Annotated in this window: 12 protein-coding genes and 2 tRNA genes; 4 read left to right on the top strand and 10 right to left on the bottom strand. The window is 45.0% G+C overall.

Annotated elements, in window-relative coordinates:
- Positions 1–23: 23 nt before the first annotated feature.
- The 4 genes from RT064_RS07905 to RT064_RS07890 form a co-directional block, all read right to left on the bottom strand.
- Positions 24–1,187, bottom strand: coding sequence for a 5-(carboxyamino)imidazole ribonucleotide synthase (locus RT064_RS07905; protein WP_313062732.1), 1,164 nt, complete (start codon positions 1,185–1,187; stop codon positions 24–26).
- 149 nt (positions 1,188–1,336) lie between these two features.
- A complete protein-coding gene (locus tag RT064_RS07900; protein WP_083102070.1) occupies positions 1,337–1,642 on the bottom strand; it encodes a hypothetical protein in 306 nt (101 codons plus the stop codon).
- A gap of 324 nt (positions 1,643–1,966) precedes the next feature.
- The gene (locus tag RT064_RS07895) at positions 1,967–2,605 is read right to left on the bottom strand and encodes a MarC family protein (protein ID WP_007117140.1); all 639 of its coding nucleotides are present in this window, start codon (positions 2,603–2,605) and stop codon (positions 1,967–1,969) included.
- 131 nt (positions 2,606–2,736) lie between these two features.
- Positions 2,737–4,518: an ABC transporter ATP-binding protein gene (locus tag RT064_RS07890; protein ID WP_313062744.1), complete on the bottom strand. Its 1,782-nt coding sequence runs from the start codon at positions 4,516–4,518 to the stop codon at positions 2,737–2,739.
- A gap of 401 nt (positions 4,519–4,919) precedes the next feature.
- On the opposite strand from RT064_RS07890, the gene RT064_RS07885 reads away from it, so the two are divergent.
- Both RT064_RS07885 and RT064_RS07880 read left to right on the top strand, forming a co-directional pair.
- Positions 4,920–6,740, top strand: coding sequence for an acyl-CoA dehydrogenase C-terminal domain-containing protein (locus RT064_RS07885; RefSeq protein WP_313062731.1), 1,821 nt, complete (start codon positions 4,920–4,922; stop codon positions 6,738–6,740).
- A 101-nt stretch (positions 6,741–6,841) separates the two neighbouring features.
- A complete protein-coding gene (locus tag RT064_RS07880; protein WP_313062730.1) occupies positions 6,842–7,747 on the top strand; it encodes a polyprenyl synthetase family protein in 906 nt (301 codons plus the stop codon).
- Here the strand turns inward: RT064_RS07880 and RT064_RS07875 are convergent, their stop codons facing one another.
- The 3 genes from RT064_RS07875 to RT064_RS07865 form a co-directional block, all read right to left on the bottom strand.
- On the bottom strand, positions 7,748–8,374 hold the full coding sequence (locus RT064_RS07875) for an RDD family protein (RefSeq protein ID WP_313062729.1): 627 nt from the start codon (positions 8,372–8,374) through the stop codon (positions 7,748–7,750).
- Between the two features lie 319 nt (positions 8,375–8,693).
- Positions 8,694–8,770: transfer RNA gene (locus tag RT064_RS07870), tRNA-Arg, on the bottom strand.
- 103 nt (positions 8,771–8,873) lie between these two features.
- A tRNA-Ser gene (locus RT064_RS07865) sits at positions 8,874–8,963 on the bottom strand.
- Between the two features lie 323 nt (positions 8,964–9,286).
- On the opposite strand from RT064_RS07865, the gene RT064_RS07860 reads away from it, so the two are divergent.
- Both RT064_RS07860 and RT064_RS07855 read left to right on the top strand, forming a co-directional pair.
- On the top strand, positions 9,287–10,096 hold the full coding sequence (locus RT064_RS07860) for a hydroxymethylpyrimidine/phosphomethylpyrimidine kinase (protein ID WP_313062743.1): 810 nt from the start codon (positions 9,287–9,289) through the stop codon (positions 10,094–10,096).
- A 10-nt stretch (positions 10,097–10,106) separates the two neighbouring features.
- The gene (locus tag RT064_RS07855; RefSeq protein ID WP_313062728.1) at positions 10,107–11,759 is read left to right on the top strand and encodes a phospholipase D-like domain-containing protein; all 1,653 of its coding nucleotides are present in this window, start codon (positions 10,107–10,109) and stop codon (positions 11,757–11,759) included.
- 32 nt (positions 11,760–11,791) lie between these two features.
- On the opposite strand, the gene RT064_RS07850 is transcribed toward RT064_RS07855, so the two are convergent.
- The 3 genes from RT064_RS07850 to tilS form a co-directional block, all read right to left on the bottom strand.
- Complete coding sequence (locus RT064_RS07850; protein WP_050324582.1) at positions 11,792–12,424, bottom strand: YggT family protein; 633 nt, start codon at positions 12,422–12,424, stop codon at positions 11,792–11,794.
- Between the two features lie 93 nt (positions 12,425–12,517).
- Positions 12,518–13,357: a pyrroline-5-carboxylate reductase gene (gene proC / locus RT064_RS07845; RefSeq protein ID WP_313062727.1), complete on the bottom strand. Its 840-nt coding sequence runs from the start codon at positions 13,355–13,357 to the stop codon at positions 12,518–12,520.
- A 223-nt stretch (positions 13,358–13,580) separates the two neighbouring features.
- Positions 13,581–15,110, bottom strand: a complete 1,530-nt coding sequence (gene tilS / locus RT064_RS07840; RefSeq protein ID WP_313062726.1) for a tRNA lysidine(34) synthetase TilS — start codon at positions 15,108–15,110, stop codon at positions 13,581–13,583.
- Between the last annotated feature and the right edge of the window lie 110 nt (positions 15,111–15,220).

Raw genomic sequence — 15,220 nt, 5'->3', positions numbered from 1 at the left:
GGTGTTTTTGCTGTCACATGGCTTTAGCCAGACAATTTATTGGGTAATTTTGCAACCACTTGCGCGACCGTGTTATCCAGCTGACTGCTATCGCTCGGCATGACAGTGATATGAGCGATTTTTCGACCTTCGCGTTCTTCTTTATCATAATTATGCACGTGCACGCCAGCGATGGCTAGGACTTCCTCCAGTTTTGGGTACTCTCCGATGACGTTCAGCATGACAGAGGGTTTGATGATGGCTGTGTCTCCCAATGGCAGTCCTGCCACCGCGCGCATGTGATTTTCAAATTGACTGGTTACCGCCCCTTCAATACTCCAGTGCCCTGAGTTGTGCACGCGGGGTGCGATTTCATTGGCAAGCAATTTTTCAGCGCCGCCTTCAGATGTCACAAATAATTCTAACGTCAGCACGCCCACATAGTTTAAATGTTCAAGCAATTTTTTGATATTACTTTGGGCTTGTTCGGTCAATTGCTCGACGTTCGGTGCCGGTGAGGTTGATTTTGCCAAGATACCATTGCTATGTTCATTTTGCACGAGCGGATAATAGCGAATTTCACCGTTTTGGGCGCGCACTGCAATAATAGATACTTCGCGCTCAAAGTGAATAAAGCTTTCGGCAATGAGCGGTGCTGTTTTGGTTGCGTCGCCAAGTTCTGCCCACGCGTTGTCGATTTGGTCAGCGGATTTGACCACAAACTGTCCTTTGCCATCATAGCCCCCGCGTGTGGTTTTGAGTACCAAAGGTAGCCCCAATTTGTCGGCGGCGGCTTGGATATCGGCTTTGCTATGCACTGCCATAAAAGGCACGGTGGCGATATCTAATTGGTTAAATAAGTTTTTTTCATTTAACCGATCTTGTGCCACTGATAGCGCAAATGACGATGGGTACAAGGTTTTGGTCGATTCCAAAAACTGGGCAGGTTTGAGCGGGGTGTTTTCAAACTCCAAGGTAAAAATATCACAGCTTTGGGCAAAATCTTCAAATTGCTCGCTACTAAACACTTTGCCTAGTAAGCGTGCGGGGCAATTGGCACTATCCTCCAAAAACACGCAGCGGATACCGAGTGGCAACGCCGCTTGCGCCAACATCATACCCAATTGTCCGCCACCTAAAATCCCAATGGTTTTGACAGGATAATTGGAATGATTGATGGTATAAAAATTGGCAGTTTGGATAGGCATGGTGGCGGCTCTTTTTGATAAGTGAAACATAGAAGAAAAATTATGGCTAATTATAAAGGATTTGCCCACAAATAAAAAATCCAAGCACAAAAAAACCCATAAGTCTTTAGTCTTACGGGTTCAAAAAACCAATGAATAGGCGTTACGCATTAACTGTAATGCACGGGTTCTTCGTCATACACATTGGCATGCCACTGTGAAAGCTGCTTTTGCATTAAGGTTTGAATGGCAGCATGAATCATGCTTTGACCAATCAACTGGGTATCATCCCCCAACAGTTCTTTCACTTTGTCAGAAAATTCAATGCTTACCAAGTCTTCTGACTCGTCATTCGAGGTACGTAGTACCATCTTGCCATCATCTTGCTCGACAAACTCCAGCATCATCGCTTCTGCTTTGGCATCCTTTGCCGCTTGCAGTAGGCTTTGGTAATCTGATTTTGTATCTTTTTGCATCGTCGCTCCTCAATCTTTTATCCGCCCCAGTGACTACTTCGGTTACTACCTTAGTAACTATCTTAGTAAATATCTTATGAACTAGGCTAAGCAAACCCGTTAGTCACCCTGTTATATCGCTTTCATCAACGTAAGCATAGTTTAACGCTTGCAACTTTTTAAAAGCTTGTTGACAGCTTATTAACAGGGTTTGGCATATTGCATGATGATTAAAATGGCGGCTTTAACGGTAAAAATCAAGCATAATTTGTGATATTAACACAGCCACTACAATGCATAATGCTTAAGGGTTGCTGTGATAAATTATTGATCGAACCATTGAACTTACAACAACTGCGGAAATACACTTTTTAAGCCGCCAACAAAAATCTCTACCGCAACGGCTGCAAGTAGCATCCCCATGATACGATTAAGCACGTTAAGCCCGGTATCACCTAAAAAACGACTCACCTGCCCCGCTGCCATAAAGCTTAGATAAGTAATAATACTGATAATCAAACCTGCGGTGATAATCGCTAGCATATTAAAATAACTATGCCCGCTTGCAGCATAAATAATCACGGTAGAAATCCCACCTGGACCAATCACCATCGGAATCGTCAATGGCACCACGGCAGATGCCGCCCCTTGAAACGCCACGCCATTTAAATCTCCTGATTTGCCGACATGCGGTTTGGCAACATTACCAGCGCCATTCATCATGCCAATAGCAATAATCAATACCAAGATACCGCCTGCGATACGAAATGACCCAAGCGAAATCCCCAACACCTTTAAAATAGGCTCGCCTGCCAACGAAAATATTGCGATGGTCACAAACACAGTAATGGCTGAAATCAGTGCAACTTTGCGAGTTTGTTGTCGATTGGCGTCTTTAGTGATATCAATAAATAACGATAACGCGGCAAATGGATTGACCAGTACCACCAGTGCCAAAAATATTTTTAAGACTTGAGATTCCATGAGTATTGACTAACTTGTTGGGTGAATAGGAGAAAATAGTTATGGTAGCATAAATTTAAGTAAGCAAGGTTACGGCGTTAATTCGCTTAGCGCTACTGTACGCAGGCTAAGCCTGCATGATGAACGCTGAATTAATGGCTCTCTAACGTTTGGGTGATTTTATCAAGATTTAAACTATCGGACATGGCATTAAAAATCTCATAATATTTGCCTTGCTTGCGGTATAGTTCATCATGCGTGCCTGTCTCCACCACGCGCCCTTGCTCGATGACCACCAAATCATCAGCGTCAATAATCTGCGCGATATTGTGCGACACGATAATCACCGTGCGGTTTTGTTTGATTAAATCCAAACTGCGCTTGATTTGCTGGCTGGCAATGGCATCTAGACTTGCAGTCGGCTCGTCCAAAAAGACAATCGGCGGATTTTTGAGAAACATACGTGCCAGTGCAATACGCTGCTGCTGTCCACCTGACAAGGATTTGGCTTCGCTTTGATAGCCTTTGGGCAGCTGGGTGATTTGTTCATGAATAGAGGCTTGTATTGCTGCCTGCTCAATCTGAGCTTGACTGGCCGTTAAATCGCCATAACGAATATTTTCTTCAATGGTACCACCAAAAATATGGTTTTTTTGCAATACCAAACCAATTTGTTGGCGTAGCTCATGGGTATCATAATCTTGCAAATCCTTGCCATCGAGCAAAATTCGCCCCTGCGTGGGCTGATAAAATTTTACCAACAGATTGATAATGGTACTTTTACCTGCGCCACTAAGCCCGACCAACGCGGTAATTCGGTTGCGCCGAATGCGAAAGCTGACATCTTGCAAGGCTTGGTTGCCGTTGGGATAAACAAAATCCACGTGCTGAAGTTCGATATCACCCTGCACCGTCGCAGGATTGACACCGCCTACCACTTCGATTTGGCTATCATCTTCTAAGATATCAAAAAACCCTTCGGCATAAGTCAGCGCATCATTCACCTCATCATAGATACGATGCAACTGGCGAATCGGGGATGCCACGTTTTGAAACAACAACACATGAAACATAATCATGCCAATGGTCATCTGCCCATCAAGCACAAAATACGCCGTTAAAATAATAATCGCCACAACACCAATCTGCTCGATAAAACTTTTGAGTGCATCATAGCCAAAGCCAATACCGCGCGTTTTGAGTTGGTTATCGGTCATCTCTTTTTGAATGGCAAAATGTTTTTGCGCTTCAATCGGTTCGCGGACAAAGGATTTGATTACTGTGATAGCGTTAATCAGCGAAATGATTTGCTCGCTTTTGCTCTCCCGGTAGTGGCGCATCTGCCGACGAAAGCCTTGCAAGCGCGTAGCTTGTTTTTGACTGATATAAAAATAAATCGGCACAATCACCAGCCCTACCATCCCCACCCACACATTGGCGCTAAACATCACTACCAGCGCTACCATCGCATTGGCAAATAACGGCAACATATCAATAAAAAAGTTTTGCACCAAACGCGTCAGACTACTGACACCCAAATCAATGCGCGTCTGCAGCTTACCACTGTCGTTATTAGGATGGGTATAAAACCCCATGCGGTAACTTAAAATACGCGCCACGACTTTTTGCGATAAATCCCGGGACAAATTAATACGGATTTTCTCACCAAAATAGCGCTGTCCAAAGCTGATTGCCGCATACAACAGTTCTTTGAGCAGTAGCACGATGCTGATAGTCATGAGCAGTTTTGCACCTTCCTGCCACGGCTCGCTGAGCTTGAGAATCTCGGTCAAATGATCGACGGTATAACGCAGTACAAAAGCATTGACCTGTGCGGCAAATGAACCAATCACCGTAAGCAGCAACGTCGCCATGATTAATGAATGATAAGGTTTTGCAAAAACGGATAATTTTTTGATAATTGACCACAGCACGGCGCTGCGCTCGCGTTTGTTGAGTGATGTCGGTGCAGGTTGCTTGGCTAGCAGTGTCGACTTATTAGCTAGCGATGGACTAGGAGATTGGTTGGGAGATGGGTTGGGAATATTTGGCAAGAGTGGCTCACAAATGATTTTTCAATACGTTTGGTTATTTAATATTTTTGGCAAAGTTTAAATAAAATGAGTGCGTTTAAGGTAGTTGGTAATTGTTGCATTCTTGTCCATGCAAAGCTTTGCCCCACAAATCATAAAATAATTTTATGATAATTAGTATTATTTATGAATATTTATTATGATTTGAAGCTTTTAGTGGCAAATACCTTTATACTGAGCAGACTTATTTTTACCTTTCATTTTCTATCTTAGTTAATAGCCTATTAAAAGGATTTCAGCGTATGCCATTATCATATAAAGCCCCCCTGCGTGATATTCGCTTTTTAACCAATGAAGTATTTAATTACCCCGAACACTATAAAACCTTAAAATCTGGTGAAAATGCCGATCCTGAAACCGTGGATATGATGCTTGAGAGCTTTGCGGATTATTGTAGCAATGTGTTGATGCCTCTGTACCAATCGGGCGATGCTGAAGGCTGCCATTTTGACAAGGGTGTTGTCACCACGCCAAAAGGCTTTAAAGAAGCTTATGATATGTTCGTTGAAGCTGGGTATCAAGCCATACCGTTTCCTGAAGAATTTGGTGGCTTGAATATGCCAATGTCTGTCAACCTCATCAAAAGTGAAATGATGGGCACGGCAAACTGGGCATTTGCCATGTATCCAGGGCTGTCGGTGGGCTGTATGAATACCATCATGCAATACGGCACCCCTGAGCAAAAAGCCACTTATATGCCAGGCTTGGTAGAAGGTCGTTGGTCGGGCACCATGTGTTTGACTGAGCCACAATGTGGTACCGACTTGGGTCAAGTTAAAACCAAAGCCATCCCACAAGAAGATGGTACTTATAAGATTAGTGGTACCAAAATCTTTATTTCAGCCGGTGAACATGACCTAACGGAAAATATCGTGCATATCGTATTAGCACGCCTACCCGATGCGCCTGAAGGTACCAAGGGTATTTCGTTATTTATCGTGCCAAAATTCTTGGTTACAGAAAACGGCGACATTGGTGAGCGTAATCCCGTTAACTGTGGCTCAATTGAGCACAAAATGGGTATCAAAGCATCAGCAACGGCGGTACTCAACTTTGATAATGCCACAGGCTATTTAATCGGTGAGCCGAATAAAGGCTTAAAAGCCATGTTTACCTTTATGAACACTGCCCGCTTAGGTACAGGTATGGAAGGCCTAGCGCACATGGAATTGGCTTTCCAAAACTCATTGCCCTACGCCAAAGAACGCCGCTCAATGCGTACCCTATCAGGTACCAAAGAGCCAAATCAAGTGGCTGATGCGATTATCCATCATGCCGATGTTGCGCGCATGCTACTCACCCAAAAAGCCTTCTCAGAAGGGGCGCGCTCAATGATTTATCACGCATCACGCTATGCTGATAAAATGTTTGAAGGAGCGATGCTCGGTGACGATGCTGCGTTCCACAAATGGGATGATAAATTGGGCTTTTATACCCCAATACTCAAAGGTTTCTTAACTGAACTAAGCATTGAATGTGCCAAACATGGTATGCAAATCTATGGCGGTCATGGCTACATCAAAGAATGGGGCATGGAACAAATCGCTCGTGACGCACGTATCTCAACCTTATATGAGGGCACCACAGGCGTACAAGCGCTTGACCTCCTAGGTCGTAAAGTGTTAATCCAATCAAAAGGCAAAGTGCTGCTTGATTACACCGCCAATATCATGAAATGGTGTAGTGAATATGCACTAGACAAAGGCATGCGTAAATTTGTTTGGGAATTGACCAAATATTGTGCGGAGTGGAATACCCTTACCACACGTATTATGCTCACAGCGCGTAAAGACCGTGAAATCGTCTCAGCGGCATCTGATGATTACTTAATGTACTCAGGCTATGTCATCATGGGCTATCACTGGGCGCGCATGGCAGCGGTAGCGTATGACAAACTCAAAAATGGCGGCAGTGAAACCAAAGAATTCTATGAAGCCAAAATCAAAACCGCTGAGTTCTATTTTGAAAAACTATTGCCACGCGCCTCAGGTCACTCAGAGAGTATGTTGGCACCAAGCGAGTTAATGGCGATGGATTTAGATAGCTTTAATTTCCTAGACTAATGGGTTAAACTTGTTGCGCCATTTTGCAAAAAGGCTGCTCAACCTTAATGGGGGCAGCTTTTTTATTGCTCAAAATTTTAACACATACAAAAGAATTGATTATGGAATTTACTGCTTTTTCGCGCCAAGTCATTGACCAACTAGAATCGGATATCACAGCCTACCTCCAAGCCTGCAAGTTACCCTCACCGCTGCATGAAGCAAGCCTATACGCGATGACCAATGGCGGCAAACGGGTACGCCCTTTACTGATTGCAGCAACTTTTGCCACGATAAAAACCAACAACAGTCTTGCCAACCCATCCTATCAATTATCTAATGACGTGCGCCGTGCCATGATGGCGGTGGAGTGTCTACACGGCTATTCGCTGGTGCATGATGACTTGCCTTGTATGGATGATGATGCGCTGCGCCGAGGTCGCCCTACCACCCATATCGCCTATGGTGAAGCCGCTGCCATGCTTGCCGGTGACGTGCTACAGACCTTGGCATTTGAAGCCCTGACCCATACATATTTTGGTGAAAACAGTGAGTTTGCTACGCCGCTTTCTGCCACGTTTGCGCCACGAGCACGGCGGATGGTCATGGGGCAAATGCTAGATTTAAATGGCGAACACCAACAGCTTAGCCAAACTGAGCTTGAAGCCATCCACCGTGACAAAACAGGCGCGCTCATTGGAGCGTCAGTCTTGATGGGTGCCATCTGTGCCAACGCAACTGACAGCGAGCGCCAAGCACTCAATAGCTTTGCAGAGCAGATTGGTTTGGCTTTCCAAGTACAAGATGATATTTTGGATGTGACTGCCGATACCGAGCAGCTTGGCAAACCTGCAGGAAGTGATGAAAAATTGGATAAATCCACTTACGTCAAACTACTGGGCGTGGAAGCTGCCAAAACCTACGCGCAAAGCTTATTTGATGCCGCTAAAAATGCGGTGATTGCTGAATTTGGCGATGATAACTATTTGGTCGATTTGGCAGACTGGTTGTGGGCGAGAGACAAGTAATTATTTCTTTCTAAACCCAGCAAACAAGCCTTCGTGGTTAATTTTTGGCATTTTCATAGTCACGGTGTTTGATAGCAAATCATGTAGCGCCAGTCCTTGCTTATTGACCCATGCAAACCAATAATTAAACAATAGCCCGATAAACATACTAAAATACAGCGCACCCACCGACTGGTGGATAAGATAGCCTATCATCCCGCAGACCACCGGCAATAAACACGCGGCTAATATCCGCATCATCGATTGCCGCCAACTTAGCAATGAGCCATCACGGTTCATGGTTTTAAGCCGCCAAGTCTGCATGCCAAGCGTCTGCCCTGCCTTACGCCAAAATACCCCATAAAACCCGACCAAGATAATCACAAAGGCGGGGATTTGCACAACGTTACGATACCATAGCGGTAATGTCGCCGCTTGCTTCATATCCGTCCCTGCCAAACCTAGCATTTTAGTCCCCAATACAATAAGCAGCATCTGCACAAAAAATAGCATCGCCAAAATCAACATACCATCATACAGCATAGCAATCAGCCGAGTAGCCGCTTTTGCCATCACCGGTTGTTGTTCTGGCGATGGCGCTGATTGCATGGATTGCGGCTGGTTATTGGTCTCAGATGCTTTTAACATTGGGGTCTTGGTCTTAGGCATAGGTATGACGGAAGAATGATAGTAGTAATTAAGCGAAATTGTAGCCTAAATACAACCAAAACGCCATGACTCAAACGCCCAGTACAGACCCATCAGCGCGTGACTCTGATAAACATAACTGGGATAAACATAACTCAGATCAACATAAATGGGATGAAAATGCTTTAGGCAACTTTGGCAAACAAGGGAGGACTAACGGCGAAGTAACCCGCCGAGTAATATGAGGTATAAAAAAATAAAGCATAAAAAAAATCGCCTGAACTCAAAGAGTGGCGATTAATTTTAACAAAGTAATTAGTGGTGCGCTTGGAGGGAGTCGAACCCCCGACCCTCAAGTTCGTAGCCTGATGCTCTATCCAACTGAGCTACAAGCGCTTAACTAATGTCTTCGTTTGAAGTGGGCGCTATTATAAGTTAGATTATTTATTTTGTCAAACTTTATTTTAAATAATTTTAAAACTAATTTTGCTTTAATAAATGGCGGTGACGGAGGGATTCGAACCCTCGATACAGTTTCCCGTATGCAGCCTTAGCAGGGCTGTGGTTTCAGCCACTCACCCACGTCACCGAATTGGTCTTACTTATCTATAACACCGTACAATAATTTTAGTCAATGTCGCCATTAACCTCAAGTATTGTGGGTGGGCATTATAACAAACCAATCCAAATTTGCAAGACTTTTTAAAAAAATTATGTGAGAATAATTGCAGCACCTTGGCAGTGGCACTGTGCCTACCTATAACGCCTACCTATAACCCAGTCGTTATGGGATAATCTGTTTGAAACTAATAAACCATTTAACCAATCCTTTATGAGGATTGATAACCAGCCTGTGAGAATCTTATGTCAACCCCTGCTACTCTTGCCCCTATTTTAGTACCCAGCATGACACTGCGCCCCACGGTATTGTGTTTTTCGGGGTTGGATCCATCAGGCGGCGCAGGCTTGCAAGCGGATATTGAGTCGATTGGGCAAGCAGGGAGTCATGCAGCGATTGCGTGTACCGCAGTGACCGTTCAAAGTTCACAGCAAGTTTTTGGGTTTGAGGCATGCGCAAGTGAGCTGGTAAGGGCGCAAGCACTGGCGGTGCTCAATGATTTGCCTGTCAAAGCTATCAAGTCAGGGATGCTTGGCACCACTGACAATATTGCAATGCTTGCGCAGCTTTTCACCGATGGCAGTATTGCAACAGGTACGCCGTATGTGCTTGACCCGGTACTGGTGGCCAACAGTGGCGGTGCGTTAGGCGACAAAGACACCTTGGTGACTGCCTTTGCCCAGCTAACCCCTTTTGCGACCCTAATGACCCCCAACAGCATTGAACTGCGTAATTTGACAGGCATCGACAATCTCCACGCCGCCGCCAAAGATTTGTGTCAACAAGGTGCCAAAGCAGTGCTAGTCAAGACGTCTCACGATAACCAAGCCTCTGGTATCGAGCAGTATTTATACGTTAATGACAACCAAACCTGCCGACTGGCATACCAAGCGATTTTGCCAAGACTGGCGGGTGAATATCATGGCTCAGGCTGTAGTCTAGCAAGTTATATCGCAGGTCGCTTGGCACTGGGTGATGAGCTTGTGACATCGGTACAATGCGCAGATATTTGGACACAACACGTGCTCAAAGTCGCTGATATTGTCCACCCTCATGGTCAAAGAGTTCCCAAGCGCTTTCATTATAGCTCAATGCTAGGTTAGGCAAGCTACTATGGGGTTATTATTGGAGTGGTCGATTGTCAAGACGTTGCTATTGCAGCTAGGTGTGATCGCCCATTTTCTCATCACGCTTTGGCTAGTTGTGCGGGTTATTCAACAGCAGCGCCACCAAAGCGTAGCCATTGCTTGGATTGCGGTGTTATTTGCCCTGCCTGTTGTTGGCATCATCGGTTATATGTTATTTGGTGAAATCAATATTGGACACCAGTATCGTAAGCGCAGTTTGATGGCGCAAAAATTACTGCGTGACTTTGCCAACGCTCAGCATATTGATTTTAATGAAATTTCCAAAAATTTAGACACCGAAGCACGGCAACTGAGCAATATCGCCCTACTAAAAACTGGGCTTGGCGTGTACGACCATCATACGCTGACGCTGATGACAGACGCTGACCATATTTTTGCCAGTTTATTAGCCGATATCCGTGCGGCAAACACGATGATTTTGCTGGAATTTTATATTGTGTCGCCACAAGGCCGGGTGATTGAGTTATTAGAAGCTTTGATGGAAGCTACCCAGCGCGGCGTATCCGTGCATTTGCTCGCTGATAGCGTTGGCAGTCATGCGTTTTTTCGCAGTTCGTGGGTGAAAAAACTCAAAGATGCGGATGTCTTTGTGCATGAGTCGCTGCCTGTAGGCTTGTTCAAAACTATTGTCAAACGTATTGATATCCGCAACCATCGTAAGCTGGCTATTTTTGACAATTGCTATGGCTATACGGGAAGTTTTAATTTAATCGACCCCGATTTTTTCAAACAAAACGAGCATGTGGGCAAATGGATTGATGTTATGATACGGGTGGAAAGTCATGATACCGTCAATTCGGTGAAAGCCATGGCACTTGTCACGACCACGGATATCAGCGCAGAAACCAACGCCAATTTTTCGAGTCTTGAAAAAATCGTTAATCGCTTTACCAAGTCGTTCTATACCAAGTCGCTGTATATTGGCACCTCAAAGCTGCATCATCACAAATTACAACACGGGACCAACGCTCGCGGGGTAGGTCAAAACGCTAACACTGGTGTCCCTAAGCCGCCCCTGCTGAATATTTTGCCGCTGCAAAGCAACCTACAAGCCTACCCATCGGTGAGTCAAGTCAGTTTGCAGCTGATTCCATCGGCGCCAGAATTAACCGGGCATGTCATCTACGAAACCTTGGTGTGTGCGATTTTTGCCGCCAAAAAACAAGTGGTTATTACCACGCCTTATTTTGTGCCAGATGATGCACTGCTGCTTGCCATCACTACCGCTGCCAAGCGTGGGGTCAAGGTGATTTTAAATGTACCCAAAAAAGTAGATTCGCTGTTGGTGCGGTTTGCTTCACAGGCTTATTTTGAGCCGCTGTTATCAGCAGGGGTGCAGATTTATTTGTTCAATGCAGGCTTGCTACATGCCAAGATTTTGTGCGTGGATGATGATTATTGCTTATTTGGTACCGTCAATATGGATATGCGCAGTTTTTATCTGAATATGGAGGTAAGTATGGCGATTTATAATCGTACCATGACCCAGCAAATGCTCACTTGCCAGCATGAATATCTGCAACAAAGTGAGCCATTACAGCGCTATGGATGGCAGCAGCGTAGCTTTGGGGCAAAATTCTTGGACAACGCTATTCGCCTGTTTAGCCCACTGCTTTAAAGCTTAATCATTTAATCGTCGTTTGGGAAAGACTATAGGGTTAATAGATAAACGCCTACGGTTTGCACCAAGGTTTCTAGCAAAATAATCAAGAAAAAACCCAGCATAGGTGCCAAATCAAGCATGCCGGTGGCAGGTAATACTTTGCGAAATGGCTGAATAATTGGCTCACTAAGCAAGGTGAGCAGGCCAAAAATCGCTGGCATTTTTTGGGTAAAAAGCATCACCCAACCCCCGATAAACGAGCCAATGATGATGTACTGGCACATTCTTAAAAAATCAATCAGCAAGGTCACGGCCGCCACAAAAAACATCATGACAGGTGAAAAATGCCGCGATAGATAATCAACCATGGCTAAGTTCACCTCTGGCATATAGAACAGGCCAATATTTTGACTATCAATACGCATCATGCCAAGCACGCCCCAAATAAAAATCATCCGCAGCAAAAACAGCAACACCAAACTTGCGGTATTGATTCTGCCATCGCCAAGGGTTGGGAAAATACGTCCAAACACATCGACAATGCGTGTCATACGATAAATGGGTTTGGCAAACGCATCCTTTGCAGTAATGCCAGCAAACTGCAGCATAAATCGAAAGAAAACCAGTATCATCGCCGCTGCGACGACGATATCAAACAACCCTGCCAAAAGATTAGTCATGCCCTGTTTTTATCCTTATTTGCTGCTTACACACTTGTTAACGATAAGCCGTTAAGATAGTCAATTAAAATTTGCTGTTGTAGCCAAGTTGAGTTATTTGCCAAACGCTTGGCTTAGCTCACGCGAGCGCTGCTCACATGCTAGCATGGCATCGGCAATAATTTGATGCATTTGTTTAGCATCCATCACTTCAATCGCCGCTTGGGTAGTACCATTGGGCGAGGTCACTTTACGACGCAGCTCAGCTGGCGTATCATGACTGGTCAATGCCATTTGCGCTGAGCCCAGTGCCGTTTGCATGGCTAAAGCCGTTGCTTGGGTTTGGGTCAGACCCAATTTTTCACCCGTGGCAATCATGTTTTCTAACATATAAAAGAAATACGCAGGCGCTGACCCTGAGATAGCGGTCACGGCGTGCAGTAGCTCTTCGTCATCTACCCATAACACCAGTCCTGCCGCAGACATTACTTGCTGCGCAAGTTGCTGCTCCGCCTCGCTAACCGCTGCTGTCGCATACAAGCCTGTGGCACCCATTTGAATCATCGCAGGGGTATTTGGCATCGCTCGCACTAGTTTGACTTGCGGTCCCAACCACTCGGCTAAGCTATCAGTACCAATCCCTGCGGCAATTGAAATAACCACTTGCTCGCCCCAGCTGTCTTTGACTGGTAGTAGCACATCTTTAATGACCTGCGGTTTGACGGCTAGCACGACCACATCAGCTTTTTCGATGGCGTGCTTGGTATCGTCGACATTGCTCGCATTATAAGTATTTAACCCTTGGGCTTGAAAATCCGCTAACTTCTCGGCATCGGTTTCTACCACATGCAGCAGGCTAGTTGGTTGACCTTTTGCTAATAGCCCTGCGATGAGCGCCGATGCCATATTACCGCCACCAATAAAAGCGATGTTAAGAGAAGTTGTGGTTGCCATAGATGTCCTTTGTAGTCATTTTTTGTAGGGTGACGAAAGCAGTTAGAAGAAAGTAGTTAAGGGGTTCGCCCTCGCTATTATTCGCAAATAAGTCTACCATACCTACTGCAAATTTTGATGACAAATTTACAGCGTAAATTGGTGTACATGGCGCAAATTCAAGAGATTCATAGCGGTTTGATAGTCTCAGTTTATGACAATCTCAATCCATGACAGTCTTAAATCAATGAGATTTACTCTCAAGACTGTCTACCCAAGCCAAGTGCCACGGACAAGGCGCTTGGGTAGCCAAATTCAGCTCACCGGCATCTGCCAGCCAAACACTGGTATTCGGCAATAATAAAGCAAACCGTTTTGGTGTTTGAGATGCCGTAAGCGCTTTTTCTTTGTTGTCATCCAGGATGACCACTTTGGCAAATTGTCGCTCCCAGCTAGGAATATCAAATCGTTGGCACAGTTTTTTAAACGATTGGTGAAACGATTGTGTCAATAATTGAAAACATTCATTGGGCAATACGGCTCTGCTAGCAAGCGCCAATTCTAGAGATAGCCCCACAGATAATTCCTCAGGTAACCCCACATCGGCAGCCAAATTGGCTAATACCTTGTTATCTGACTTGCCATGAATCGCCTTTACATAATCGGCATCAAGGCGATATAACGTATCGCGGTATTTTCTAATTTCAATCCCCTGCCACTGCAAAATCGCTTGCTGGTCTGTCTGCGCTGATTGTAATAACTGCTCAATTTGTGCAATCAATTGCCGAGTGGGGGCAAATTTTTGTGAGCCTTTGACCCAATGATGCAATAGGTTAAAGCGTCTGGCTTGGCTCAATGATTTTAGATTGGGGATATGCAAACATTGCTGATGACTTGTCCAGCCATTTGACCACTGACATAGCGCCAAATCTTGTTGATATTGGTCATCGACTATGCGCTGCGCTTCAGTCAGGTTTTGCTGGGTGCGGGTGATATTTTGCACTACTTTATGAAAGCGCTCATCAAGGAGCGGCAAAATCTGATTACGTAAAAAAGCGCGCTGATTAGCTACGCCAAAATTGGTAGGATCATCGACATGAGGGATATGTTGCGCCACTACAAAGTCGCTAATCTCATCACGCGTTACTCCAAGCAACGGACGCCATAACCAAATAGGTGTGCCAAATTCGTGTTGCACCCCAAATGCCGTCATACCTGTAAGCCCTGCCAACCCTGTGCCTTGGCATAGGTTCATCAACAAGGTTTCCACCTGATCGTTGGCGTGATGCGCCAAGGCAACAATGGCATTTTCGCCTGCAATCTGTATGATGGCACGATAGCGAGCAGTTCTGGCTTGCTGTTCATTGACTTGCTGCTTGCTAACTTGTTGTCCGTTGACTTGTTGTGTGCCGACTTGTTGTTCTTGGCTGCTTGTACTATTAGCGGCATAAACTTGCTGCGATTGCCAATCGATACAAACGCTGTCATAGTCGATGTGGTGCTTGTGGCAATAGCCTTCTACCAGTTGTTGCCAGCCATCACTGACTTTTTGTAATTTATGATTGATATGAATGACATGAATTGGTAGTTGTAGCTGCTGACAGGCGAACAGTAATGCCATCGAGTCTCGCCCGCCACTGCACGCAATATAAATTTTAGTAGCTGCCTTGGGGTGCGGGTTGATATGGGTTTGATAACTTTGTTTAATCGCTTCAATGACAGGTGACATAGGGACAGATGACATAGGGATAGACGACGTAGGAATAGACGACATAGTGCTCAAGCTCATGGGGCGAGAGAAAAACAGTGGGATAAAACAAATTGGATAAAATAATGGGCGCCTCAATAAACGCCCATGAATCATTAAAAATTAAAATAGGTTAA

It is taken from the genome of Moraxella sp. CTOTU49097, assembly GCF_032064105.1.
GTDB lineage: Bacteria > Pseudomonadota > Gammaproteobacteria > Pseudomonadales > Moraxellaceae > Faucicola > Faucicola osloensis_B.
Note: the sequence above shows the minus strand (reverse complement) of the source record. Positions and strands in the feature narration are given on the sequence as shown.

Bases quoted from the DNA above. Each gene is read 5' to 3' on its own strand.
- RT064_RS07900 (WP_083102070.1), bottom strand. From the start codon at position 1,642: ATGCAAAAAGATACAAAATCAGATTACCAAAGCCTACTGCAAGCGGCA.
- RT064_RS07885 (WP_313062731.1), top strand. From the start codon at position 4,920: ATGCCATTATCATATAAAGCCCCCCTGCGTGATATTCGCTTTTTAACC.
- RT064_RS07895 (WP_007117140.1), bottom strand. From the start codon at position 2,605: ATGGAATCTCAAGTCTTAAAAATATTTTTGGCACTGGTGGTACTGGTC.
- RT064_RS07880 (WP_313062730.1), top strand. From the start codon at position 6,842: ATGGAATTTACTGCTTTTTCGCGCCAAGTCATTGACCAACTAGAATCG.
- RT064_RS07855 (WP_313062728.1), top strand. From the start codon at position 10,107: ATGGGGTTATTATTGGAGTGGTCGATTGTCAAGACGTTGCTATTGCAG.
- RT064_RS07905 (WP_313062732.1), bottom strand. From the start codon at position 1,187: ATGCCTATCCAAACTGCCAATTTTTATACCATCAATCATTCCAATTAT.
- tilS (WP_313062726.1), bottom strand. From the start codon at position 15,110: ATGTCGTCTATTCCTACGTCGTCTATCCCTATGTCATCTGTCCCTATG.
- proC (WP_313062727.1), bottom strand. From the start codon at position 13,357: ATGGCAACCACAACTTCTCTTAACATCGCTTTTATTGGTGGCGGTAAT.
- RT064_RS07875 (WP_313062729.1), bottom strand. From the start codon at position 8,374: ATGTTAAAAGCATCTGAGACCAATAACCAGCCGCAATCCATGCAATCA.
- RT064_RS07850 (WP_050324582.1), bottom strand. From the start codon at position 12,424: ATGACTAATCTTTTGGCAGGGTTGTTTGATATCGTCGTCGCAGCGGCG.